This is a genomic window from Pseudomonas sp. 9.2(2024) (assembly GCF_039695385.1).
GTDB lineage: Bacteria > Pseudomonadota > Gammaproteobacteria > Pseudomonadales > Pseudomonadaceae > Aquipseudomonas > Aquipseudomonas paraglycinae.
Map to the genome: position 1 here is coordinate 1120262 of NZ_CP155585.1, position 24891 is coordinate 1145152.

Consider the following 24891-nt stretch of genomic DNA (forward strand, 5'->3'; position numbering starts at 1 on the left):
CCAGGCGCTTTAATCGTTGAGTAAGTGAGTGGATCTAGGCGGCGAGTTGCAGCGCTGCGGTTAGTGCGCGCTCTTTGATGACGGCACCTTGGCCAAACCAGGCTGAGTCCATACGGTATTCAGTACTCCTGGCGCGTCGCTCGTGATCGACATACTCCGTCACGGAGTTGAGCAACCCCCACGCAGTTCCTTGAGCAGATTCAAGCGTCGCTCCACGACCTTGACCTTCGTATAGCCCTTGGACCTTTCGCAGTGCTCGCTCATTCGGCAGTACTTCCGGCAGCTTGCTATTGGGGGCCACATCACAAAGTACATTCATGAAGAACCCCATCGCCTCATGCCACTGCACCTTGCGCTCCGCCAGTGCGCGCATGCGGTACATGAACTCATCCCATTGGCAGACGGCGATGCCAAGTTGCTTTTTCACCGCCTGTGTATCAAAACGCGTGTTGTGCGGCACCTTGATCGCGCGCGTAGCGCCGTTCAGGGAAATGGTCAGGGTGTTGTTGCAAACAACACGCACAGTGGTCGGTGTCGCTGTGGTGGCCAGCGTGCCATCACAGGAGGTGGCTAGCAGCAGATAGCCATTGACCTGATCATTTCCCTTCAGTGCTGTAGTCTGCCCCGTCCTGGCCAGAGCCCAGAACTTGCGGCCACCTTTGAGTATCCCAGCTGTTTCCAACTCGTAGCCGGAGACCTCAGTCAGATCTCGGTAGAACTCCAGCACTTCACGCGGCTGGACCACCTGGTAGCGTTGCGAGACCACCGACAGCGGGGCTTTGGTATCGGAGCGATACAGCACCTTCTGTTCCGGAAAGGAGTGGATCGAGCCCAGGACGCCGATACTGTCCGATTTGAAATGCACTGGGCTGTCCTGGATTTGCCAGTTCATGCCCGCTTCGCGCTGCCAGACTTCCAGCGGTTGTTTCGGGGAAAGGCGACTGCCCAGACCATGCCAGGGGGTAGCGCCAACGTAAGCCATTTGTTCGACGAGATGAGCCATGGGAGTGATTCCTTTGGGTGCAGGCCGGCATAAATGCTGCGCATCGCGTAGCACTGGCCGAAGAATGTTGTAAGAGAATTAGACTGGTAGGTTGAAGCGATGATTACAGGCGAGGCAGAGGTTGTTGGCGAGCACATGGCGATCGAGTTTTTCTCCTAGCTGGGCACCGAGAGCGCAGCCTCCCACGCCTCCAGTGAGTCCGCCGATAATGGCCCCAGAGACTGTGCCTAGGGTGATACCAATTGGACCGGCGATAGCGCCGAGAGAGGCGCCCACCTGGCTACCGGCAAGCGCGGTGCTTACTCCGCGAGCGGCGCCGCCCACTGCGCCAACGGCGGCAGTGATTTTCGTGGCTGTTCTTAAGGACGCGATTTTGGGGGAGTGACAGCGAGGGCACTGCAATGACATGGTTTGAGCTCCATGGTGTGGATGTCATGGCAGTGATGTAGGACTATAATTTTTTTGATTGGAAATTTATGAAAATGTTGCACGCTCAGCCATCTAACCAGACCCTAGAATCGTGAATCGTGAATCGTGAATCGTGAATCGTGAATCGTGAATCGTGAATCGTGAATCGTGAATCGTGAATCGTGAATCGTGAATCGTGAATCGTGAATCGTGAATCGTGAATCGTGACGTCCGGATGAATCCGATAGCACCCCAGATGGAGCATTGCTGCCCCAGTCAACTCGAGAGAGTTCAGAACCTTCTAGAAAAAAACTGCCCATATATTCATCAGAACCATTTACGTGAGAGGCGTCACACGATAGTTTTGTACCTGATGGCAATATGCCAATCGGTTGATTGGCTGCTGCGGTCAGGGAGCAGTAATATCCTCCTTTTGAAGAAGTATTCGGCATCATCCGAAGGCTTTTCATGTGTGGTGTTGGCTTACCATCCCATGCCCAACCTCGTCCGTCAGAGCGCTTCAGTCTATACAGATTTCTAAGCGCTGAGGCACGGATGTAAAATTTGTTTCTAAATAAAACTAAAAAGGAGTTGCATCAGTGAGTGAAGTCATGCAGTACGGGTTGATTGGTTTGCTTGCTTTGGCTGTAGTAGGTCTTGGTGTCAAGGTTACGCTTTCTTATAAAGGGGGGAATAAGGTTAATATGAAAAATATAAAGGCCAAGGGAGACGTTGTCGGTCGCGATAAGAAATAGGCGCATGAGTGCTTTTAGCTGGTTCAGAGGTATCACTGCCGGTGGCGATGTAGTTGGTCGTGATAAAATCACTAATAATAACCTGCCTCATCCTCGGCAGCTTGATTTGCTGTCTGAGAGCTTTAAAGGGGAAGTTGCAAGAAACGCTACCACTACTGAAATAATAGATGAGCTTCATCATTATAGTAACGTGAGGACAGATATAAGGGATTTGTCTCAGAAGTTGAATGCAGCGGGTTTTGGCTATTTGCTAAGTGAGGCTGAAGAGTTAAAGCAGCTGGTTGCTAAGCTAATTATTAAGTACCAGCACTACCGATCCGCCCAGAAAATAATTACCTATTTATTGGCTGAGGTTGAATCTATTTTTAATGCTAAAATTAAGGGGAAATTGCCGTCCGTATCTTCTGAGGCTGAGCTTAAGCTGATATTGAGGGAGTGCCTTGTTGTCGAGATTCAAGATAAGCTTGGCGACAATGTTCTTGATATATTTAATCGGCAAGTAAATGGGATGGTGTTCTTTTTGACAGGTAACTGTCACTTGGAGTGGAGTTAATGCTTTTATACAATAAGGCGGTGGATGTAAATCATACCTTGTTAAGATTTGCTGCGCTGATATTGATGTTGGATGTTAAGGTGGTAGAGCTTGATAGGCTAAGAATTTATGATTTTGTCGTGGCTAATCCGTTTCATGTTTCTAAGTTATCGCTAGGTCAAGATCTTTTAAAGGCTAAAAATGTTTTTAAAAGTTATGCTAATAGATATCAGATATATGATCCGAAAGGGCTTTTTGAATCGATGAGGCCTGTGCAAAATATAGCTATACTGAATTTGAAGGAAATGGGTGTTCTTTTGGAGGATGCGTATAGCGGTAGATATTTGCTGCAGCCCGATGAGATTCCTGATCAACTGGCTCGAATTGCTCAAGATAAAGAAAATAGTGTTTCGTCACAGGCTTTAAAGTTTATTGAAGAACATCTAGTTGTTATGGATTTGGTCGGGCCCAAAGGGCTGAAGCAAGCGAGCGGACTAATGGAATATAGATATGACGTTGCTTAAGCCGACGATTATTGTTGAAGAGCTTCTTGCAAAAGCTGGAGGAAAAGTAGCTTATCAAGAAAAATTTCATAAGGGAATTAATGTTCTGAGTGGCTGTAATGGAGGTGGAAAAACTTCTGTTGTTCAACTGCTTATGTTTGGTCTCGGCTATGAGATAGTTAAGTGGAAGGACGAGGCCTCACAGTGTGATTGTATCTATGTTGGTGTGCGTCTAAATGGTACCCCGGTTACGTTGCGAAGGATTAATAGGCTTGCTGACAAGCAGTCTATGGATGTTTGTTATAAGGGGATTGACGAGGCACTGAAATCACCAGTTGAAGAGTGGTTTAATTACCCTTATGCCATTTCAGCAGCGAGAGAGAGTTTTTCTCAAAAGATCTTTTCTTTACTAGATATTCCTGAGGCGAAAGCCGATTCGAACGGCAATAGTGTAACGCTGCATCAGGTTTTTAGATTGATTTATAGTAATCAATCTAACTCTTCGGGTAGTTTGTTTAATGCTGAGCCTTTCGATTCTGCATTTAAGCGGGAGTCTGTCGGGAATTATTTGCTTGGGCTTTACGATGATGAGCTTTATAACTCTAAAATATCTCTCGCGGTTCAAGAGAAAAATTTAGATAGGCTGGTCGCTAAGCTGCAGGCCGTATATTCTGTCGTTGGTAAAACATCTTTTGCAAAAGACTTTGGAACTATAGATGAGGCGCGGGCGCATTATGTTTCTGAAATCGCTGCTGCTAATTTAAAGGTATTAGATGCGAAGCAGTCAGCATCTATTTCCTATGTTAAAGAGAAGGGGGTTACTGAAGGAGGCGCTGTAGAAAGCGTCAAGATCAAGGGAAAGCTGCTTGAGTGTGAAAGTGATATTCAAGTCCTCAGTTACGAGATTGAGGATTCGAGAGAGTTTCTTGCTGAGTTGATTGATAAATCAAAATCTATTCAGGATTCCATTAAAGTGGGTTCTGTTGTTGGGGATGTGGTTTTTAAGTTTTGTCCCGGTTGCTATAGGAAAATCGATAAGAAGGCTGATGGCTGTTGTTGCCTTTGTGGGGCCGAAGGGGAAGCAGGTAAAGTCAATGGTCAGTTTAATTTACTTCGTATGAAGAATGAAATTGACATTCAAATAAGAGAGTCTGAGCGTATTCTAATAAAGAAAGAAGAGCGCTTGCTAAGTTTGGTCGAGGATAGAAAGAAGCTCAGAACTGAACTTAGGCAGAATATTTCAAAAATCACATCAACTATTTCATCTGTGAACTCTGAAAGCGAATCAGAGATTTATAATTTGTATCGTGAGATGGGTGAAATAGAAGAGAAAATCTCTACTCTTGATAGAGTGGCAGAACTTCATCGTTCTATATCTGAGTTGACGGCACAGAAAAATACGGCGCAAGCTGAGGTAACTCGACTTGGAGATCTAATAAGTCTAAAAAAATCTCAATATTATCTTCGTGAGCCCGAAGTTAAAGGGCTCATAGCTACTCATCTGATTAACATCTTAAGGCAAGATGTGGGTGCCGAAAAAGAATTTAAGAATGCAGAAAGTGTTGAGTTCGACTTTGCTTCAAATACAGTGTCCATTAATGGGAAAGTCGCGTTTTCTGAAAGTGGTACAGTTTACTTGAATAACGCCTTCCATTTGGCGTTATTTATAACTTCCTTGGAGAAAGACTACGTTCGTATACCTAGATTCATGGTTTTGGACGGAATTGAGAATGGTGGGATGGAAGATGTTAGGTCAAGAAATTTTCAAAAGGTTATGGGGGATTATCTCTCTAAGTATACGGTTGATTATCAGCTAATATATGCGACTAAAAGTATTTCACCCTTCTTAGATAGTAGTGCATATGTTGTAGGTCGGACATTTACCGAAGATGATAAAAGTCTAAATTTATAACATATTTGAAGTCTTAAAATTAATTTGGTGTCCGTGTGGTAGAAGCTGTTAGTAAGGCTGCCAAGTTTGTAGAGGACCGGCAATAAAAGGTAGCTCACTGAAGGCAAGTGAGGGCACTAAGCCAGGCTTTAACGTCGAATAGCTTTTGCAGCTTGCCTTGCTAAGGTTGCCCGGCCATGTTTTGAGCGGGCTTCAGTTTAAGGTTTTGAGTATAGGGGCGTGTTTACGGTACAGGTTACTAAGCCTTCATCCTAATCAGGTCTCTTGTCTCCTGAATGGCTGAAATAGACAAGCTGCCAGTTGCCGCTTCTTGGATGTGCTCACTCCACCAGGCCATCATCGGGCGTCTGCGTTCGATGTAATCTGCCCGATTATAAGCGCTGCGTACCTCATCTTTATCGACGTGGGCGAGCGCTACTTCAATCAACTCAGGATCCCAACCCCGCTCGTTGAGGATGGTGCTCGCCATTGAGCGCATGCCATGACTTACTAGACGCCCTTCGAAGCCCATGCGCTTTAGCGCCATGTTGGCTGTCTGGCTGTTGCAGTGGGTGCGAGGGTTCCGGTCTGCAGGGAAGACATACTCCCGGTGTCCACTGTAGGGTTTAATCGCTTCCAGGAGTGACAGAGCCTGCTCCGTGAGCGGAATGATGTGTATCCGACGTTTCTTCATGCGCTCCGCCGGTATAGTCCAGATCTTCTTTTCGAAGTCGATATCAGCCCAGCGGGAAGTGGCAGCCTCGGCTGGCCGAGTCATGGTGTGAAGTTGCCACTCAATTAGGCAGCGTGTAGTTCTTTTTATGCTGGCATTGGCAATTGCCACCATTAGCTCTTTCAGCTCATCGGGCGCAAGGGCCGCCATGTTTTTCTTTTTGGGCTTTTTGAAGACGGAGCGAATTCCACTGAGCGGATTCGCGTGAATCAATCCCGAATTGACACCATAGGTCATGATCTCATTGAGGCGTTGGGTTAGACGTTTGACGGTTTCGAGACTGCCCTTCGTCTCGAGGGGGCGCAGCAAATTTATGACTTTAGGGGCAGTGATAGCAGAGATTGGGGTGGTGGCCAGATCAGGGAAGACATGCAGCGTGAGGGAGCGCCAAATATCCTCGGCGTATGCAGGAGTAACTGAATCCTTTTTGAGCTCGAACCACGCTGCCGAGACATTTTCGAAAGTGTGTTCCGTGGCTGCTTTTTTCGCGTGCCGCTCGGCGTCGCGTTTCTCTTTAGGGTCCAGCCCCTGGGCGACGAGCTCTCTCGCTTCCACGGTTCTCTTGCGTGCTTGAGCCAGGCTTACCTCAGGAAAGGTGCCCAATCCCATATTTATCCGCTTTTTCGTCACGGGTTGGATGTAGTTGAAATTCCATAGCTTTGAGCCATTGATTCTCACTCGCATCTGAAGGCCGTTGCCGTCGGTGAGTATGTAGTCCTTTTCCTTTGGCTTCGCGGCTTTGACTTTTACGTCCGAAAGGCGCGTGGCTTGGGCCCCCATGGTGTATTCCAGTGCTGTTTATGTATTCCAAAAAATAGCAGGTGAGGGCGTGGAATACCACTTGGAATACACGAAATCGTAGATGGTCACGGATGCTGGTGGACGCTCGTGGACTCTAAACCTCTGTATTTACTGGATTTCAGGCACAAAAAAAGACGTCCGTGGACGTCTTTAGATGTTAATTTGGTGGAGCCGGGGGGATTTGAACCCCCGTCCGCCAGTACTCCGCTGTCGGTACTACATGCGTAGCCGTGTCTATTAAGTTAACCCTCAGCGACCCGACGGGCAGGGTGCTTTGGGCGAGTTGTGTAAGTTTTAGCCGCTTCGTCCACAACGTACTGCACGGCGATTCTGTTCTATATGACAATCATTTTGGGTTTACAGACATCCCCTGATGATTGCTGGACCCGAAGGTACCAGGAGTGCATGTCAGCTGCAATTAAGCAGCGAGAGCAGCACCGTATTGGTCGTCATTGGCAACTATAAGTAGTTGCAACAGTGGATTTACGACTTCTGTTACCAAGTCGGCATGCACCTAGAGTTTCGCAACCGGCGTCGAATCCTAAACGGCCCCGAGCCTGGTGCTCTGTGGATCTTGTGAGCAACAAGCCTGCGCAGTGTACGCCAAACGGCTCACAAGGCCAACCCGAAGGTTGGCCTGAGCTTCGATCAGTTGTTGGTTCCGCTGGTTTTGCGGATTTCCAGAATGGTTTGCTGGGTTTCAGCCACGCATTCGTCGATCTTGCCCTGAGCCTTGAGTGCCTGGGCTTTTTGCACGCTGGCTTCTACCCGTTGATTCAGGTCGGGTGAGGCCATGGCCTGCGCCTTGGCGTTATTGATGGTTTGCAGATTGGCATCACACAGGTCAGCGGGCTTGTCGGCAGCGAACGAAGCCGACGCCATCATCGAGGCAGTAACGAACAGACCTAACAGTACAGAACGTTTCATATGAATCTCCTTGAACTGAGGGATCCAGACTTCGCTGGCCGTCAGGACGGGCAACCGAATGGAGGACAAGCCCCGATTGTTCGGGGCCTGTTCTGTGGACTGCGGTCGCTCGCAAGGGTTCTATTTTTCTTCAGACGGCGGTTGCGGGGGCTTTGGCCCGGGTCACCCGGTCCACCAGATACACCAGACCGTGGTAGTCGATTCCGCCGTGTTGCGTCAGACCGATCTCACAGGTGCGGCTGGTGGAAATCCCCTCGCTGCACTGTTGCACCGCATCCTTGAGCGTTCTCAGTGAGTGGCTGTTGAGCTCCGGCGTGGTGAAACCCTTGTCGCCGGCGAAACCGCAGCAGTGAATGCCTTCGGGAATCACCACGTTCTTGCTGCATTTGCGCGCGAGGTCGATCAGCGCCTGGCTTTCCCCCAGATGCTGAGTACTGCAGGTCACGTGAACGGCAATCGGTGCTTCCTGCGGCGTGAACTCGAGACGATCCAGCAGATGCGTACGAATGAATCGCACAGGGTCATACAGATCCAGGCGAACATTTCCCACATCCTGCACCAGTCGCAAGGTGCAAGGACTGGTGTCGCAATAGATCGGATCGAGCCCGCCGCGACTGGCCTGGAGCAGCGCGCCGATCAGCTCCTGACGCTTGTGTTCGGCCTGTTCGGCATAGCCCTTGGACGCAAAGGGCTGACCGCAGCAGAGGTTGTCCAGATTGTCCGGAAACACCACCTGATAACCGGCCTTTTCCAGCAGCCCACGGGTTTTGTCGTACAGCGACATCTGCTCCTTGTCGCCCGCTGCCGGTCCCATCACCCGCGAGACGCACGCTGCCAAGTACACGACGCGCGGGCGCTCGTCAGACACGGCCGGGCTGAAGCGAATGGCTTTTTCCGGTTGCGGCATCGCGTTGGTCCACAGCGGCACCTGACCTTTGGACAGCCGCGTCAGGGTCGCCGACAGCTTCGCCAGTCGCGGTGCACTTAACAACATCCGCGCACCGTTGGCCACATGCAGGGTGAAACGCGCACCTTGCAGGGTGGTGGCGAAATTTCCTTCGATCAAGTTGGCGGTTTTCGTATGCGTGGCGTGACGGCCGCGAAGCTTTTTCACCAGCTCGCCGGTGTTGATGCCTACAGGGCAGCGTTGCGCACACAAACCGGTCGCGGCGCAGGTATCGATGCCTTGGTACTCGTAGGCTTTTTCCAGTTCGGTGGTGTCGATCCCGGCGCGTTTTCGTGCCTGAATATCGCGCCAGATCACGATGCGCTGGCGCGGGCTCAGGGTCAGACCTTTTGAGGGGCAGACCGGTTCGCAGAAGCCGCACTCGATGCATTTATCCACAATCTCGTCGGCCGCCGGCAGCGGCTTTAGATGCTTGAGGTGGATCTGCGGGTCTTCGCTGAGCACCACGTCCGGATTGAGAATGCCGTTGGGGTCGAGCAGGCGTTTGAGCTGCCACATCAATTGATAGGCGTCGCTGCCCCATTCGAGTTCGACGAAGGGCGCCATGTTACGTCCGGTGCCGTGTTCCGCCTTCAGCGAACCGCCAAACTCCACGGCCACCAGTTGCGCCACGTCGTCCATGAACGCCTGATAGCGTGCGACTTCTTCCGCGCTGTTGAAGCCTTGGGTGAAGACGAAGTGCAGATTGCCTTCCAGCGCGTGTCCGAAAAGGATCGCTTCGTCGTAGTGATGTTTGTCGAACAGCTCGATCAGACGGTTCACACCGATGGCCAGTTGTTCCACCGGGAAGGTGACGTCTTCGATGATTACCGTAGTGCCGGTCTTGCGTACGGCGCCGACGGCGGGGAAGGTGTCTTTGCGGATCGCCCAGAGGCGGGCGTTTCCGACCGGGTCTTCGGTGAAATCGACCTGTTTTTCCACCGGGAAGGCGCTGAGCGACGCCATGATTTGCGCCAGTTGTTCCTGCAGCAAAGTGGAAGAGGCGGCGCGGGATTCGATCAACAACGCGCAGGCATTGTTCGACAGCTGCTGTACGAAATCCGGCATGCCGGGTTTGTCCTGCACCGAGCGCAGGCTGCGGCGGTCGAGCAGTTCCACGGCGGACACCGGTTGGCTTTTAAGCACGGTGACGGCGTTGCAGCAGGTTTCCACATCCGGGAATACGATCAGCGCTGAGGCCTTGTTCGGATGGTCGATCACCGTGTCGTAAGTCACCGCGCTGATAAAGCCGAGGGTGCCTTCGGAACCGACCAGCAAGTGGCTCAAGATATCCACAGGCTCATCGAAATCCACCAGGGCGTTGAGCGACAGGCCGGTGGTATTTTTCAGACGGTATTTGTGGCGGATTCGCGCGGCGAGTTCGGCATTGGCGCGGGTCTCGCGGCCCAAAGTCGCCAGACGTTCCAGCAACTCACCGTGGCTGATTCGAAACGCTTCGACGCTGGCGGCATCTTCGGTATCCAGACGTGTGCCGTCGGCCAGCACCAGACGAATCCCGGCCAGCGTGTGATAGGTGTTTTGCGCGGTGCCGCAGCACATGCCGCTGGCGTTGTTGGCGACGATGCCGCCGATCTTGCAGGCGTTGATGGATGCCGGATCCGGGCCGATCTTGCGTCCGAATGGCGCGAGCCACGCGTTGGCCTGGGCGCCGATCACCCCCGGTTGCAGGCGAATTTGTGTGCCTTGCCCTCGGATCTCCCGGGCGTTCCAGTTATCCCCAAGCACGATCAACACCGAATCACTGATCGCCTGGCCGGACAGGCTGGTGCCGGCGGCGCGGAAGGTCACCGGGACCTGATCGCGCTGGGCCAGTTTCAGCAGCGCCACCACTTCGTCTTCAGACTCGACGCGGATCACCAGTTGTGGAATCAACCGGTAGAAGCTGGCGTCGGTGCCGAAGGCCAGGGTCGACAGCGGATCGTCGAAACGCCGTTCGGCTGGAATCAGTTGCTGCGCATCGCGCAGGAAAGTCGCCGGTAAGGTCATTGGTCCTCCAGGATCAACACCACCAGGTCTTTCGGGCCGTGAGCGCCGTAAGCCAGGACTTGTTCGATGTCGGCGGTTTTCGACGGGCCGGACACCAGCAATGCATTGGTCGGCATGCCTTGTGCCCACTCGAATTCCTGCTGCACCTGATAGAAGTTGTCGCGGATCTGGCTGGCCTTGAGCAGGGCGAAATGCACCGGCGGTACCAGGCTCATCAGCCGTGGTTCTTCGCGGATCGGCCAGAGAATCAGGCTGCCGGTGGCGGCAATCGCGCCGAGAGTGCCGGTCAGGCTGGCCGGGGTGTCGTTGAACAACTCGGCTTTCCACTCTTCCATCGGCCGGTCGTAGGACTTCAGCGCCGGCAGATCAGGATTGTTCGCCCAGTGTTGTGTGATGCGCTGCCCGTGAGGTGTAGTCGGTGCGATCAACAGGCTCGGCAACTGGCGGTCACGCAGCAATTGCGCCAGCAGCGCCGGCCACGCATCAGCGGAAGTCAGGTGGATCTCGGTGTGCACCGCTTCCATCAGTTTGCGCAGCTGCGGGATCCGTTGTTCGGCGCTGTAGGTGTAAGGCTGAGTCACCAGATCGACGTCAAAGTTGTCGGCAATCGGTGTGGTGCCGGTCAGACTTTTGCGCAACTTGCCGAGGATATTTTGCTTGGCGCTCATCAACGGTCTCCTTGTTTGGCGAGGTGTTCGCGAGCCATGTCATGCAATGAGCGGGCGGCGGGTTTCGGCGCGCTGTGATTCTGCGTCCACGGGCCGACGTTGTTCGGCGCCAAGGCCCGCAGGCGTGTGGCGAAAAACGCAAACAGTCGATACAAGGTCGGCGAGCTGTTGAGCTTCGCCCAGGCGTTCCAGATGACGCGTTCCTTCCGCGAGTATTTGCTGCCCTGACCGCGCATCACTTGATGAGGGCTGTCGGGGGCTTTGACGTTCTCTTCGCGTAGGCGGCGCAGCAGTGCGGGAATAGGAATTTTTACCGGACACACTTCACCGCAGGCGCCGCATAACGAAGACGCGCTCGGGTGATCCGGGACTTTCGCCAGGCCGACCATGTGCGGGGTGATGATTTTGCCGATCGGGCCAGGGTAAACCTCGCCGTAGGTGTGGCCGCCGACACGGGTGTAGACCGGGCAATGATTCATGCAGGCGCCGCAGCGGATGCAGTTCAGCGTCTGGCGCAGTTCGCTGTCGGCAAAGGCCTGGCTGCGACCGTTGTCGAGCAGCACCAGATGCACTTCCTGCGGACCGTCGAGTTCATGTTCCTTGCGCGGGCCGGAGATCATGTTGACGTAGGTGGTGATCGGAATGCCCAGCGCCGAGCGGGTCAGCAATGACAGCAGCGGCACCACGTCGCGCAGGTTTTCCACGACTTTTTCGATGCCGGTGACGGCGATGTGCACCGGTGGCACGGTGGTGGTCATGCGGCCGTTGCCTTCGTTTTCCACCAGCAGCAGTGTGCCGGTTTCGGCCACCGCGAAGTTGACACCGGAGACGCCGATGTCCGCTTCGAAGAATTTCTGCCGCAGGACCCTGCGACCGATCTGAATGAGTTGGTCAACGTCCTTGGTGTATTCCACGCCAAGTTTGTCGTGGAACAAGGACGCGACCTGACCGGCATTCTTGTGGATTGCCGGCATGATTATGTGAGAAGGCTTCTCGTGGTCGAGCTGGACGATGTACTCCCCCATGTCGGACTCCAGACACTCAATGTCCCGAGCCTCGAGGAAATGGTTCATCTCCATCTCTTCGCTGACCATCGATTTGCCCTTGATCACTTGCCGCGCCTCGTGAGCGCGGATGATCGAAAGGACGATGCCATTGGCCTCGTCCACCGTTTCCGCCCAGTGCACTGTCACACCGTTGCGGGTCAGGTTCTGTTCCAGTTGCTCGAGCAGGTCGGGCAACTTGGAGAGCGCACGCGCCCTGATCGAGTTGCCCAGGGCGCGTAAGTGTTCTCTTTCGTGGGCATCGCTGAAAGCCGCTGCCCGCTTGGTCATCAGTGAATCCATCGCGGTGCGGAAGTTGTTCCGTAACTGCGAATCGCCCAGGGCGTTGTGCGCCCGGGTGCGGAAGTCTTCTTCTACGGCAACCGTAGGAATAATCGTGGAAGTGCTCATCGCGCACCTCCGGTTCGTTGCCAGAGGAAGCTCGCCAGGTGTTGCCCGCGCAGCGCTTCCTTCTGTTTTTCCAGCGAGCCGTTGATGTTCATCAAGCAGCCGCAGTCGGCGCTGAGTACCTGATGCGCGCCGGATTCCTTCAACGCCCGGGTCTTGTCAGCCACCATCGCGCCGGAAATGTCTGGCATACGGACGCTGAATGTCCCACCGAAGCCACAGCATTCGCTTTCGTGATCGTGGTTGACCCGTTCCACGTTGCTCAGCTGCGCCAACAACTCGCGGCCGTGCAGGTGGGTGTTCATTTCCCGTCGCGCCGAACACGAGGTGTGCAGCGCCACTTTCACCGGCTCGCCACTGTCCTTGAGCTGCACCTTGCAGACGAACAGCAGAAACTCGGCCAATTCATAGGTGCGGGCCGCGAGGGCCTGAACCTGTTTCAGCGTTTCCGGCTCGTCCTTGAACAAGTCGGCGTAATGCTCGCGGATCATTCCGGCGCACGAACCCGACGGCACCACCACCGGATAGTCCCCGGCAAACAGCGCCAGTTGCGAGCGCGCCACCGCCCGTGCCTGCTCGGTGTAACCCGAGGTGTAGGCCGGTTGTCCGCAGCAGCTCTGCCCTTGCGGGTAGTCGACCCGGATGCCTTCGCGCTCCAGCAAGTGGATCGCGTCCATCCCGGCTTCCGGATAGAACAGGTCGACCACGCACGTGCCGAACAGGTAGACCCGCGACGGTTTCTCGCTGGGGTATTGCCGGGGTTCGGGCAGTGGCGGTGCGACGCGAGTGGCGTTGGGCACAGCGTTGTAAAAAAGCTCGCTCATCAGGCGTGTCTCCGGGTGGGCCCGGTTATCCGTCTGTTGAGGCTGCCGAATATAGAGCGCGTTGCTTTCAGCAGCCTTACAGACCGGGTTGTGAATTGCTGACGCCGGAATCACGAACCGGCGTCGGTTATTTCCATGTCGCTTGTAGTCTTAATGCACCAGCATGCCGGTGAACCAGTAGGCCTGAGCCAACGTGATCAGGCCGACGATCGTGGCAAAGAATAGGCTGTGCTTGAGGGTGAAGCGGAACAGATCGGATTCCTTGCCCACCAGACCGGTCGCGGCGCAGGCCACGGCGATCGATTGTGGCGAAATCATTTTGCCGGTCACGCCGCCGCTGGTATTGGCCGCCACCAGCAGGGTGTCGTTGACCCCGATCTGGTGTGCGGTGGTCGCTTGCAGCGAGCTGAACAGCGCGTTGGACGAAGTATCGGAACCGGTCAGGAACACGCCGAGCCAGCCGAGGAATGGCGAGAAAAACGGGAACGCTGCGCCAGTTCCGGCAAGCACCAGAGCCATGGTCGAGGACATGCCGGAATAGTTGGTGACGAAGGCAAACGCCAGCACCATGCCGATCGACAGGATCGGCCAGCGCAGTTCGTAGAAGGTTTCTTTCAAAGTGGTCAGACCAGTTTTGAAATTGATCTTCAGCACCAGCATCGAGATCAGTGCGGAGAAGAAAATCGCCGTGCCGGTCGCGGAAATCGGGTCGAGTTTGAACACGGCCGGAATCGCGGTCGGGGCGGCAACGATCGGTGCAGTTTTGATCACCAGTTGATCCAGGTGCGGAATCGCGAAGTTGAACACCCAGGCGTACATCGAACCGCCGGCAGCGAACATGGCTTTGAAAGGCTTGAGGGTCCAGATGGTCACCAGTACGGTGAGGATCAGGAACGGCGACCACGCCTTGAAGATTTCCCCGAGGCTGTAGGGCGAAGCGACGGTGGTGCGCTTCTGGCCGAAACCGCCGACGCTGGCGGAGACCACCGAAGCGGATACGGCGCCGACGATGTGCTGGCCGGCGGCACGTTTCGGTTGCCAGACCTTCAGGAACAGGGTCAGCGAAATCAGACTGGCCAGGGCCGACGTGATGTCCGGCAGTTCCGGGCCGATGAAATTCGAAGTGAAGTACTGGGTGACGGCGAAGCTCAAGCCTGCGACCAGTGCTGCCGGCCAGGTTTCACGCACGCCGCGCAGGCCATCCATCATGAACACAAGCCAGAACGGCACGAACAGCGACAGTAGCGGCAGCTGGCGGCCGGTCATGGCGCCGATCTTGAACGCGTCGATGCCGGTGACTTGCCCGGCCACGATGATCGGAATCCCCAGCGCGCCGAACGCGACCGGCGCGGTGTTGGCAATCAGGCACAGGCCGGCGGCGTACAGCGGGTTGAAGCCCAGGCCTACGAGCAGCGCAGCGGTAATCGCCACTGGCGCACCGAAACCGGCGGCACCTTCGAGGAAGGCGCCGAAGCAGAAACCGATCAGCAGCACCTGCAGGCGTTGGTCGTCAGTGATCGACAGCACCGAGCTGCGGATGACCTCGAACTGACCGCTCTTGACCGTCAGTTTGTACAGGAACACAGCCGCCACAATGATCCAGGCAATCGGCCACAGACCATAGGCGAAGCCATATCCGGCAGCGGCGAACGCCATGTCGACCGGCATCTGGAACGCGAAGATCGCCACAAGGATCGCCAGGGCGAGCGTGATGCTGCCGGCTACATGACCTTTGAGGCGGAACACCGCCAGAGCGAGGAAGAAGAACACGATGGGGATGACGGCCGCGAGTGCGGACACGCCGAGACTGCCGAGCGGGCTGTAGAGCTGTTGCCAGGTTTGCATATGGGGTGGCCCCTAATTGTTGTTGGTCAGGCACTGTCAGCGTTCTTGGTTAATTGGTAATACCAATTTACAATCGCTGTTGGCTAGGGTAAAAGCCTTGATGTCGGTGTGTCAATTTGCCGCCCTAAAACTTTTGTCGAACAACCGTACGGCGAGTCGGATTGCACCGGTTGTATTGGCGTCATCTGGCAGGTGTCGGCGCAGCGTCGATAGGCCAGAATAGAGAGCCCGGCGAGCGGTCGGGATGGTGGAGAGTTGAGTGATGGGGTTTGATCAGATACGTCAGCGCCGTTTGTCTGACGACATTGTCGAGCGACTGGAAGGGATGATTCTCGAGGGCACGTTGAAGTCTGGCGAGCGTCTGCCGGCCGAGCGGACTCTGGCGGAACAGTTCGGCGTTTCCCGGCCCTCGTTGCGCGAGGCGATTCAGAAACTGGCGGCAAAGGGTTTGCTGGTCAGTAAGCAGGGCGGCGGCAACTATGTTGTGGAAAGTCTCGGCTCGACGTTCAGCGATCCGCTGCTGCAATTGCTGGAAAGCAATCCCGAGGCGCAGCGCGATTTGCTGGAGTTTCGCCACACGCTGGAGGCATCGTGTGCCTATTACGCAGCATTGCGCGCCACGGATGTGGATCGTGAACGGCTGACGGCTGCGTTTGAAGAGTTACAGGACTGCTATTCGCGTCATGACGAAGTGAGCCGGGCGGAAGAGGGCGCGGCGGATGCGAAATTCCACCTGGCGATTGCCGAAGCCAGTCATAACGCGGTGTTGCTGCACACCATTCGCGGGCTGTTCGATCTGCTCAAGCGCAACGTCGTGACCAACATCGGTGGCATGTACAAGCAGCGCACGGAAACCCGCGACATGCTGATCACCCAGCATCGGGAGTTGTATCTGGCGATTATCGAGGGGCGCGCGGAACAGGCGCGTGAGGTGTCCAGCCGACACATTCTGTATGTGCAAGAAGTGCTGGAAGAGGTGCGTCAGGAAGTGCAGCGCATGGCTCGCGCCGAGCGACGTAAAGGGATGTAAAAAAGACCGCTCCCGTGCGAGGCGCGGGAACGGTCATTCAGGCAGAAGAATCAGTCTTCCTTGCCCTTGTTGCGCACCGCACGCTGCAACTCGCGACCGGCGTCGCGTTCGCGTTCGGTATCGCGCTTGTCGTATTCCTTCTTGCCCTTGCCGAGAGCGATCTCGCACTTGACCATGTGCTTGCTCCAGTACCAGGACAGGCACACGCAGGCGTAACCCTTTTGCTGCACGGCGGCGGCGAGCTTGTCCAGCTCGCGGCGGTTGAGCAGCAGCTTGCGGGTACGCACCGGGTCGGCAATGACGTGGGTGCTGGCGGTCATCAGAGGCGTGATGTGGCTGCCGAGCAACCAGGCTTCGCCATCCTTGAGCAACACGTAACTGTCGACCAGTTGCAGTTTGCTTGCCCGCAGACTTTTTACTTCCCAGCCGGCCAGGACCAGACCAGCCTCGAACTTGTGCTCGATGAAGTAATCGTGTCGCGCCTTTTTGTTTTGCGCGATGGTCCCTGTTGGGTGTTTCTTCTGTTTAGCCATAGGGGCGGCATTATATGGAGATAAACGGCTGTCGGCTACGGTGATGCTGCGTGCTTGAGCAGGTTGAGTGAATCCCGGACAATGCGGCCTCTTTTTCTAACGCTTGGGCGTGATAAACGATGTCGACAGACAAGGTTTCTGTCCACGGCAGTTGGGCTAGCCGCTGGGTTTTCATATTCGCCGCGACCGGTTCGGCCGTGGGATTGGGCAGCATCTGGAAATTCCCCTACATGGTCGGGGTCTACGGTGGCGGCGCCTTCGTGCTGATGTTTCTGGCGTGTATCGCGCTGATCGGCATCCCGGTAATGCTCGCCGAAACCCTGATCGGCCGCCGTGCCCGCCAGAGTCCGGCGAATGCCCTGAAGGTGCTGGCGCTGGAAGCGGGGCACTCGGGCAAGTGGTCGTGGGGCGCGTTCGCCGGGATGATCACGGCGTTGCTGATCCTGTCTTTTTACAGTGTGGTCGGCGGCTGGTCGCTGGATTACATCATTGATATGGGGCGCGGAGACTTCCAGGGCGCGACGGCCGATCAGGTCGGGGCGTATTTCGGTAATGTCATCTCCGATCCGTGGCGCCTGACACTTTGGCACACGGTTTTCATGCTGTTGTCTGCGGTAGTGATCGCCAAGGGCGTGGTCGCCGGGCTCGAACGCAGCCTGCGGATCATGATGCCGCTGCTGTTCGTGATGGTGCTGGTGCTGCTGGGTTACAGCATGACCACCGGGCATTTCATGGAAGGCGTGCATTTCATGTTCGACTTCCACCCGGAAAAAGTCCTCGACGGCTTGCTGCCGGCCATGGGCCACGCGTTCTTCTCCCTGAGCGTGGGCGTGGGCTCGATCATGATCTACGGCGCCTACATGACCAAGGAAGCCTCGCTGTCCGGCACGGTCGTCGGTGTGGCGCTGCTCGATACCTTTGTTTCGCTGGTGGCCGGTCTGGCCTTGTTTCCGATTGTGTTCGCCGGTGGTTTGAACCCGAGCGAAGGCCCGGGGCTGATGTTTGTCAGCCTGCCATTTGCTTTCGGTAACGTGCTGTTCGGCCAGTTGATGGGCGTGGTGTTCTTCGTTCTGGTGGCCATTGCCGCCTGGAGCTCGGCGATCTCCCTGCTGGAGCCGATGGTCGCCTATCTGGTCGAGCGGACTAAAATCAGTCGTGCCTGGGTGACATTTTGGTTGGCGTTCACCTGCTGGTTCGTCGGATTGGGCACGGTGTTTTCCTTCAATATCTGGAAGGAAGCCAAATTTTTCGTGAACGATGGCGGGGTGTTCCATCTCTACCAATGGGGTGCGGCCGGTGGCCTGGACTTCTTTGGGGTGATCGACTTCTTCACCTCGCGGATCATGTTGCCGCTCGGCGGGCTGTGCTTCGTGCTGTTTGCCGGTTGGGTGATGGGGCGTGAGGCGGTGCGTGATGAATTGTCGATTCGCAGCCCGGCGCTGTTCGCCCTGTCTTTGTTCTTGATGCGCTATGTGGCGCCCATCGGCATTCTTGTAGTGTTTGCCGCCCAGCTCTGGAAGTGACGCTTACATGACGACACATATTCAACGATCGGCGCTGCTGCCTTACCCGGCGCAATTTCTCTACGACCTGGTCAATGACGTGGCGCGTTACCCCGAGTTTTTGCCGTGGTGCGCGTCTGCTGAAGTCCTGGAAAGCTCGCCTGAGCACATGCGCGCCAGTGTCGGCGTGGCCAAGGGCGGCCTCAGTCAGCATTTCGTGACGCGCAATACGCTGGTGCCGGGGCAGTCGATCGAGATGAACCTGGAGGAAGGGCCGTTCAATCAGCTGCACGGCGTCTGGGTGTTCAAGGCGCTGAACGAGAAGGCCTGCAAGATCAGTCTGGATCTGTCCTTCGACTACGCCGGGCCGCTGGTCCGCGCGACGCTCGGGCCTTTGTTCAATCAGGCGGCCAATACGCTGGTGGATGCGTTCTGCCAGCGCGCCAAGCAGATGCATGGTTGAGCCGGTGATCGAAATCGAAGTGGTGTATGCGGCGGTTGATCGGCAGGTGTTGCGTGTAATCAGTGTTGCTGAGGGTACGACGGTGCGTGCGGCGCTGATGGCGTCCGGGATTGATGGTGAATTTCCGGAGTTGGATCTGAGCAGTTGTCCCTTGGGGATTTTCGGCAAAGTGATCGCTGATCCGGATACCCGACAGGTTCAGGAAGGTGATCGCATCGAGATCTATCGGCCACTGTTGGCTGATCCGAAAGAGGTGCGCCGTCTGCGCGCCGCCAAGGCTGCCGAGGCCAAGGCGAAAAATCAGTAGGTTGGCCAAACGGCAGGCAATAAAAAACCCGGAACTTCCGGGTTTTTTATTGCGTCGCAAATTATTGCGGCGAGGTGTCCAGCGGTTCTGGCGTTGGAACCGGAACGGTTTCCACACCATCGACGTCCTTCTGGATCTGATCCAGCAAGGAGCCTGGCTTGGCCGGTTTTTCCGGTTTCGGCTGTTCGGCGTTTTCAGCAGGAGTGGTCACGCTGGTGCCACTGTCCTTGCCGAGAATGGCTTCATCACGGCTGACGCCCGGCATGAAGTCACCGGACAGGCTGACAAGACGGTCATTCGAGTCGAAAATGACACTCATGCGTTCCTGCTGACGTTCACCGCCACCAGGTTGCAGGCTGTACAGGTAATCCCAGCGGTTGGCATGGAACGTGTCGGCAAGCAGAGGGTTACCCATGATAAACCGTACTTGCGGCCGGGTCATTCCCGGGCGTAACTGGTCTATCATGTCCTGCGTGACGACATTGCCCTGCTGGATGTCGATTTTGTAAACCCCGGGGAATGAACAACCGGCGAGTGCGAGCAGTCCCACAAAGGTGAAACTGGTTAGCAAGAGCTTGGTGTTTTGCATCGGTGGGCGACTTCCACTATCTTGGCTGGGACAACGTAAACGCCGATCATACCCGCATTAAGAGAAGCTGCGAAGCAGCATCGCGAGAAAGCTGACCATGGTTGAAAATAGCGAACTACGCAAAGCCGGCCTCAAAGTGACCCTGCCACGGGTCAAGATCCTGCAAATGCTCGACTCTACAGAGCAGCGTCACATGAGTGCCGAGGACGTCTACAAGGCGTTGATGGAAGCTGGCGAGGATGTCGGTCTGGCCACGGTTTACCGTGTTCTGACCCAGTTCGAAGCGGCTGGCCTCGTGGTCCGTCACAACTTCGACGGCGGCCACGCGGTATTCGAATTGGCCGACGGTGGCCACCACGACCATATGGTTAACGTGGAGTCGGGCGAAGTCATCGAATTCTTCGACGAAGAAATCGAAAAACTTCAGAAGGCGATCGTCGAGAAGCACGGTTACGAGATGGTTGATCACAATCTCGTACTGTACGTACGCAACAAAAAGTAAGCATGTCGCGCGAATTTCAGGTTCGCGAAACGAGCGAAGGCGACCCAAGGGTCGCCTTCGTGCTTTCTGGCGTGCTTAAACCTTTGCGGTAACGACCATCTTTTTCGCGTGCGCCAAAGACTCTTTGGTCAGATCGATGCCGCCAAGCATCCGCGCGACTTCTTCTATACGGTCATTCTTGCTCAGCTTCGAAACGGCTGTGTGAGTCGCCTGCTCGCCGCGCACTTTATGCACGAACAGGTGCTGATGTCCCTGGGCCGCGACTTGCGGTAAGTGTGTGACCGTCAGTACCTGTCCGCGATCCCCGAGGCGGCGCAGCAACTGGCCGACGATTTCGGCCGTCGGACCGCCAATGCCCACGTCCACTTCGTCGAACACCAGCGTCGGAACACGAGAGGTCTGGGCGGTAATCACCTGGATGGCCAGGCTGATCCGTGACAGCTCACCGCCGGAGGCCACTTTGGCCAGGGCCTTCAGGGGTTGGCCAGGGTTGGCGCTGACCAGCAACTCGACTTGCTCCAGACCATTGGGTTGCAGTTCGCTGCTGTTGTTGGCGCGCAATTCGATGGTGAAGCGACCGCCGGGCATGCCCAGGCGCTGTATCTCCTGCTCCACCGCGCTGGCCAGGCTGCCGGCCGCCTGATGACGCAGCTCGCTCAGTTCCCGGGCCTTTTCCTGATAGTGGCGGGCATAGGATGCGAGTTCCTCGGCAAGGCGTTCGATGGATTCATCGTTGGCGTCGAGGGCTTCGATTTCATCGAGCAGCTTCTGCTGCATCTCTGCCACCTCCGTCGGCTGAATACGGTGTTTGCGTGCCAGCGTGTAAATGGAGTCCAGACGTTCCTCCAGATATTGCAGGCGCGCTGGATCGGCATCGAAGTTGTCGAGAAAACGATTGAGTTCGCCGACGGCTTCTTCGACCTGGATCTGCGCACTGGTCAGCAGGCTGCTCGCCTCACCCAGCGCGCCGACCGAGTTGTTCACGCTCGACAGGCGATTGAGGCTGGCCGTCAGGGCATTCAGCACGTTGCCGGAATCGCTTTCGCTGCATTGCTCGACCACTTGTCGGCAGATGCCGAGCAGGGTTTCGGCATTGGTCAGGTTCTTGTGTTCCTGCTCCAGTTCTTCCAGCTCGTTTTCGCCTAGGCCGAGGTTTTCCAGTTCTTCGAGCTGGTAGCTGAGCAGCTGATGGCGCGCGCGCTGTTCGTCGCCGGAATTGGAAAGGCGCTCCAGCTCCTGACGGGTCTGGCGCCAGCGCTGGGCGGCCAGGTGAACCTGGCGCGCCAGATCGGTGGCCCCGGCGTATTCGTCGAGCAGGCGCCGGTGGGTGTCGGTCTTGAGCAGGGATTGGTGTTCGTGCTGGCTGTGGATATCGATCAGCAGCTCACCGAGAGCCTTAAGGTCGCCGAGCGGGCAGGGCGTGCCATTTATATAGCCGCGTGAGCGACCTTCGGACGTGATGACCCGGCGCAGGATGCACGGGCCGTCGATTTCCAGGTCGCGTTCCGCGAGCCAGGCGCTGGCCTCGGGAATGTCGGCCAGATCGAAGGTCGCCAGGATATCGGCCTTGTCGGCGCCCGGTCGAACCACGCCGCTGTCGGCGCGATCACCGAGCGTCAGGCCCAGGGCGTCGAGCATGATCGACTTGCCGGCGCCGGTTTCCCCGGTAATCACGCTCATGCCGCGATCGAGTTCGAGATCGAGATGTTCAACGATGGCGTAGTTGTGTACGGACAGGTGCACCAGCATAAAGGCCGCTCCCAGGCTTCAGGTCTGGTTATTTATACAGTGTTTTGTTTCGAGCTGACAATGCCCTCGCTCAGGTCGATGGGGATGATCCGATCAAATGCCTATCGCGCAGGAAATGGCAATGCAGCACTTTTTTGTAGGGTTAATCGTTGTCAGCCCTTGAAGCCTGATTTTGCGGCCCCATATACCTGGGCAGAAGCGCGAATCGAACTCGCGGACGATATTGAAAGGAGAATTCTATGGCTGACGAACAGACAGTAGATACGCAAAACCCAGAAGCCAATCAGGCGCCCGAGACTTCGGGTGATGACCTGGCGACCCGTGTACAAGTGCTCGAAGAGCAATTGGCCGCCGCGCAGGATCAATCGCTGCGCGTAGCTGCCGATCTGCAGAACGTCCGCCGCCGTGCCGAGCAGGATGTCGAAAAGGCGCACAAGTTTGCGCTGGAAAAATTCGCCGGCGATCTGCTGCCGATCGTCGACAGCCTGGAGCGTGGTCTCGAGCTGTCTAGCCCTGATGACGAAAGCATCCGTCCGATGCGCGAAGGCATCGAGCTGACCCTGAAAATGTTTCACGACACCCTCACGCGCTATCAGCTTGTCGCTGTAAGCCCGCAGGAAGGCGAACCGTTCAATGCCGTGGAGCATCAGGCGATGGCCATGCAGGAAAGTGCTGATCTGGAGCCGAACAGCATTCTGAAGGTGTTCCAGAAGGGCTACCAGCTCAACGGTCGCCTGCTGCGTCCGGCGATGGTCGTGGTCAGCAAGGCGCCGGCGCCAGTTTCGCCTTCGATTGACGAGAAGGCTTGAAATTAGCCGCAAGGCCCCCATTTACAAGTCAAGCGTTTAAGTATTACCGCAGTCAGCCACCACTGCTGCGGCAAAAAAATCCAAAGTTTCGGGAGAGTGAACATGGGCAAAATTATCGGTATCGACCTGGGGACTACCAACTCCTGCGTCTCCGTGCTGGAAAACGGCGTAGCCAAAGTTATCGAGAACGCCGAAGGCGCGCGTACCACGCCGTCGATCATTGCTTACGCCAATGATGGTGAAATTCTGGTGGGTCAGTCGGCCAAGCGTCAGGCTGTGACCAACCCGCACAACACACTGTTTGCGGTGAAGCGTCTGATCGGTCGCCGCTTCGAAGAAGAAGTTGTACAGAAAGACATCAAGCTGGTGCCTTACAAGATCGTCAAGGCTAACAATGGTGACGCCTGGGTCGAGGCTTCCGGCAAGCAGATGGCTCCGCCGCAAATCAGCGCCGAAGTCCTGAAAAAGATGAAGAAGACCGCCGAAGACTATCTCGGTGAGGCTGTGACCGAAGCGGTGATCACCGTTCCGGCGTACTTCAACGACAGTCAGCGTCAGGCGACTAAAGATGCTGGTCGCATCGCCGGCCTGGACGTAAAACGTATCATCAACGAACCGACCGCAGCTGCTCTGGCTTACGGCATGGACAAGGCCAAGGGCGATCACACCGTGATCGTTTACGACCTGGGTGGTGGTACCTTCGACGTTTCCGTGATCGAAATCGCTGAAGTTGACGGCGAGCACCAGTTTGAAGTATTGGCCACCAACGGTGACACCTTCCTGGGCGGCGAAGACTTTGACATGCGCCTGATCGACTACCTCGTCGACGAGTTCAAGAAAGAGTCCGGCATGGACCTGAAGAACGATCCTCTGGCCCTGCAGCGTCTGAAAGAAGCCGCTGAGAAAGCCAAGATCGAGCTGTCTTCTTCGCAGTCGACCGACGTCAACCTGCCGTACATCACAGCAGATGCGACTGGTCCTAAGCACCTGAACGTGAAGATCTCTCGTGCCAAGCTCGAGTCGCTGGTCGAAGACCTGGTGAACCGTACCATCGAGCCGTGCCGTATTGCTCTGAAAGACGCCGGTATCGACGCCAGCAAAATTGACGACGTGATTCTGGTTGGTGGTCAGACTCGTATGCCACTGGTGCAGAAGGCAGTTACCGATTTCTTCGGTAAAGAAGCACGTAAAGACGTGAACCCGGACGAAGCCGTTGCCATGGGTGCTGCGATCCAGGGCGCCGTTCTGGCCGGTGACGTGAAAGACGTTCTGCTGCTCGACGTCAGCCCGCTGACCCTGGGTATCGAAACCATGGGTGGCGTGATGACCGCGCTGATCGAGAAAAACACCACGATTCCTACCAAGAAATCGCAAGTGTTCTCGACGGCCGACGACAACCAGGGCGCCGTGACCATTCACGTCCTGCAAGGCGAGCGCAAGCAAGCCGCACAGAACAAGTCCCTGGGCAAGTTCGACCTGGCCGACATTCCACCTGCTCCACGTGGTGTGCCGCAGATCGAAGTGACCTTCGACATCGACGCCAACGGCATCCTGCACGTAGGTGCGAAGGACAAGGCGACTGGCAAAGAGCAGAAGATCACCATCAAGGCCAACTCTGGTCTGTCGGATGAAGAAATCCAGAAGATGGTGCGCGACGCCGAGCTGAACGCCGAGGAAGACCGCAAGTTCGAAGAGCTGGCCGCTGCCCGTAACCAGGGTGATGCACTGGTTCACTCGACTCGCAAGATGATCGCTGACGCTGGCGACAAAGTGACCGCAGAAGAGAAGACTGCAATCGAAGCGGCCGTGGTTGCCCTGGAAGCCGCCGTCAAAGGCGACGACAAGGCTGCCATCGACGCCAAAGTTGAAGAGTTGTCGAAAGTCTCTGCGCCGGTTGCCCAGAAGATGTACGCCGAACAGGCTCAGCCTGCTGAAGGCGCGGCACCGCACGACGAGAAAGCTGAAAAGGCGGACGATGTTGTCGATGCCGAGTTCGAAGAAGTCAAAGACCACAAGTAAGTTGTTGGTCGCCCGGTTGACTGCCTTGCGGCGGTGACTGGTAGGATGTCGCCGCGCGGGAGCTTGCTCCCGCGTTGGCGTATCTGGAATACGC

General features: G+C 56.0%; 23 protein-coding genes and 1 other RNA gene. 11 read left to right on the top strand and 13 right to left on the bottom strand.

The genetic code is table 11. The annotated features are described in order from the left end of the window. Positions 1-34: 34 nt before the first annotated feature. Together ABFB52_RS04895 and ABFB52_RS04900 are read right to left on the bottom strand one after the other, a co-directional pair. The gene (locus tag ABFB52_RS04895) at positions 35-1003 is read right to left on the bottom strand and encodes a DUF932 domain-containing protein (protein WP_129972384.1); all 969 of its coding nucleotides are present in this window, start codon (positions 1001-1003) and stop codon (positions 35-37) included. Between the two features lie 78 nt (positions 1004-1081). After that, positions 1082-1411 (bottom strand): hypothetical protein, encoded by a 330-nt coding sequence (locus tag ABFB52_RS04900; RefSeq protein ID WP_129972383.1) that lies wholly within the window; start codon positions 1409-1411, stop codon positions 1082-1084. A gap of 599 nt (positions 1412-2010) precedes the next feature. On the opposite strand from ABFB52_RS04900, the gene ABFB52_RS04905 reads away from it, so the two are divergent. From ABFB52_RS04905 to ABFB52_RS04920, 4 genes are read left to right on the top strand one after another with little or no spacing between them, the layout of a single operon-like run. Further along, on the top strand, positions 2011-2166 hold the full coding sequence (locus ABFB52_RS04905; protein WP_165369521.1) for a hypothetical protein: 156 nt from the start codon (positions 2011-2013) through the stop codon (positions 2164-2166). A 4-nt stretch (positions 2167-2170) separates the two neighbouring features. Beyond that, a complete protein-coding gene (locus ABFB52_RS04910; protein WP_129972382.1) occupies positions 2171-2719 on the top strand; it encodes an ABC-three component system protein in 549 nt (182 codons plus the stop codon). Beyond that, positions 2719-3222 (top strand): ABC-three component system middle component 5, encoded by a 504-nt coding sequence (locus ABFB52_RS04915; protein WP_129972381.1) that lies wholly within the window; start codon positions 2719-2721, stop codon positions 3220-3222. The genes ABFB52_RS04910 and ABFB52_RS04915 overlap by 1 nt, the downstream gene beginning before the upstream one ends. After that, entirely contained in the window at positions 3209-5113 is a 1905-nt protein-coding gene (locus ABFB52_RS04920) for a hypothetical protein (RefSeq protein ID WP_129972380.1), read from the top strand. The genes ABFB52_RS04915 and ABFB52_RS04920 overlap by 14 nt, the downstream gene beginning before the upstream one ends. A gap of 238 nt (positions 5114-5351) precedes the next feature. On the opposite strand, the gene ABFB52_RS04925 is transcribed toward ABFB52_RS04920, so the two are convergent. From ABFB52_RS04925 to ABFB52_RS04960, 8 genes are all read right to left on the bottom strand, one after another. After that, a complete protein-coding gene (locus ABFB52_RS04925) occupies positions 5352-6605 on the bottom strand; it encodes an integrase domain-containing protein (protein WP_129972379.1) in 1254 nt (417 codons plus the stop codon). Between the two features lie 184 nt (positions 6606-6789). Continuing rightward, positions 6790-7179: a transfer-messenger RNA gene (ssrA, locus tag ABFB52_RS04930) on the bottom strand. Positions 7180-7274: 95 nt separating this feature from the next. Then, positions 7275-7553: a hypothetical protein gene (locus tag ABFB52_RS04935; protein ID WP_007953788.1), complete on the bottom strand. Its 279-nt coding sequence runs from the start codon at positions 7551-7553 to the stop codon at positions 7275-7277. Positions 7554-7683: 130 nt separating this feature from the next. Continuing rightward, positions 7684-10506, bottom strand: coding sequence for an FAD-binding and (Fe-S)-binding domain-containing protein (locus tag ABFB52_RS04940; RefSeq protein ID WP_129972378.1), 2823 nt, complete (start codon positions 10504-10506; stop codon positions 7684-7686). After that, positions 10503-11174 carry a lactate utilization protein C gene (locus ABFB52_RS04945; RefSeq protein ID WP_129972377.1) on the bottom strand — a complete coding sequence of 224 codons (672 nt, stop codon included), beginning with the start codon at positions 11172-11174 and terminating at the stop codon, positions 10503-10505. Before ABFB52_RS04945 ends, ABFB52_RS04940 begins: the two co-directional genes overlap by 4 nt. After that, the gene (locus ABFB52_RS04950) at positions 11174-12628 is read right to left on the bottom strand and encodes a LutB/LldF family L-lactate oxidation iron-sulfur protein (RefSeq protein ID WP_129972376.1); all 1455 of its coding nucleotides are present in this window, start codon (positions 12626-12628) and stop codon (positions 11174-11176) included. The genes ABFB52_RS04945 and ABFB52_RS04950 overlap by 1 nt, the downstream gene beginning before the upstream one ends. Next, entirely contained in the window at positions 12625-13449 is an 825-nt protein-coding gene (locus tag ABFB52_RS04955) for a (Fe-S)-binding protein (RefSeq protein ID WP_085746874.1), read from the bottom strand. The genes ABFB52_RS04950 and ABFB52_RS04955 overlap by 4 nt, the downstream gene beginning before the upstream one ends. A gap of 150 nt (positions 13450-13599) precedes the next feature. Continuing rightward, positions 13600-15294, bottom strand: coding sequence for a lactate permease LctP family transporter (locus ABFB52_RS04960; RefSeq protein ID WP_085746875.1), 1695 nt, complete (start codon positions 15292-15294; stop codon positions 13600-13602). A gap of 262 nt (positions 15295-15556) precedes the next feature. On the opposite strand from ABFB52_RS04960, the gene ABFB52_RS04965 reads away from it, so the two are divergent. Then, positions 15557-16324 carry an FCD domain-containing protein gene (locus tag ABFB52_RS04965; RefSeq protein WP_039769141.1) on the top strand — a complete coding sequence of 256 codons (768 nt, stop codon included), beginning with the start codon at positions 15557-15559 and terminating at the stop codon, positions 16322-16324. A 50-nt stretch (positions 16325-16374) separates the two neighbouring features. On the opposite strand, the gene smpB is transcribed toward ABFB52_RS04965, so the two are convergent. Further along, complete coding sequence (gene smpB, locus ABFB52_RS04970; RefSeq protein ID WP_007953781.1) at positions 16375-16857, bottom strand: SsrA-binding protein SmpB; 483 nt, start codon at positions 16855-16857, stop codon at positions 16375-16377. Positions 16858-16976: 119 nt separating this feature from the next. On the opposite strand from smpB, the gene ABFB52_RS04975 reads away from it, so the two are divergent. The 3 genes from ABFB52_RS04975 to ABFB52_RS04985 are packed head-to-tail and all read left to right on the top strand — an operon-like array spanning position 16977 to position 19129. Next, the gene (locus tag ABFB52_RS04975; protein ID WP_085746876.1) at positions 16977-18380 is read left to right on the top strand and encodes a sodium-dependent transporter; all 1404 of its coding nucleotides are present in this window, start codon (positions 16977-16979) and stop codon (positions 18378-18380) included. 7 nt (positions 18381-18387) lie between these two features. Continuing rightward, complete coding sequence (locus tag ABFB52_RS04980; protein WP_129972375.1) at positions 18388-18822, top strand: type II toxin-antitoxin system RatA family toxin; 435 nt, start codon at positions 18388-18390, stop codon at positions 18820-18822. Further along, complete coding sequence (locus ABFB52_RS04985; RefSeq protein WP_129972374.1) at positions 18815-19129, top strand: RnfH family protein; 315 nt, start codon at positions 18815-18817, stop codon at positions 19127-19129. The genes ABFB52_RS04980 and ABFB52_RS04985 overlap by 8 nt, the downstream gene beginning before the upstream one ends. 61 nt (positions 19130-19190) lie before the next feature. Here the strand turns inward: ABFB52_RS04985 and ABFB52_RS04990 are convergent, their stop codons facing one another. Next, entirely contained in the window at positions 19191-19718 is a 528-nt protein-coding gene (locus ABFB52_RS04990) for an outer membrane protein assembly factor BamE (RefSeq protein WP_085746878.1), read from the bottom strand. A 97-nt stretch (positions 19719-19815) separates the two neighbouring features. Here ABFB52_RS04990 and fur point away from each other — a divergent pair, with 97 nt between their 5' ends. Further along, the gene (gene fur / locus ABFB52_RS04995; protein ID WP_039769149.1) at positions 19816-20220 is read left to right on the top strand and encodes a ferric iron uptake transcriptional regulator; all 405 of its coding nucleotides are present in this window, start codon (positions 19816-19818) and stop codon (positions 20218-20220) included. Positions 20221-20295: 75 nt separating this feature from the next. Here fur and recN read toward each other — a convergent pair whose 3' ends face one another. Continuing rightward, a complete protein-coding gene (gene recN, locus ABFB52_RS05000) occupies positions 20296-21969 on the bottom strand; it encodes a DNA repair protein RecN (protein WP_085608031.1) in 1674 nt (557 codons plus the stop codon). 239 nt (positions 21970-22208) lie between these two features. On the opposite strand from recN, the gene grpE reads away from it, so the two are divergent. Continuing rightward, complete coding sequence (grpE, locus tag ABFB52_RS05005; protein WP_085746879.1) at positions 22209-22778, top strand: nucleotide exchange factor GrpE; 570 nt, start codon at positions 22209-22211, stop codon at positions 22776-22778. Between the two features lie 102 nt (positions 22779-22880). Beyond that, positions 22881-24797, top strand: a complete 1917-nt coding sequence (gene dnaK, locus ABFB52_RS05010; RefSeq protein WP_129972373.1) for a molecular chaperone DnaK — start codon at positions 22881-22883, stop codon at positions 24795-24797. The last annotated feature ends 94 nt before the right edge of the window (positions 24798-24891 follow it).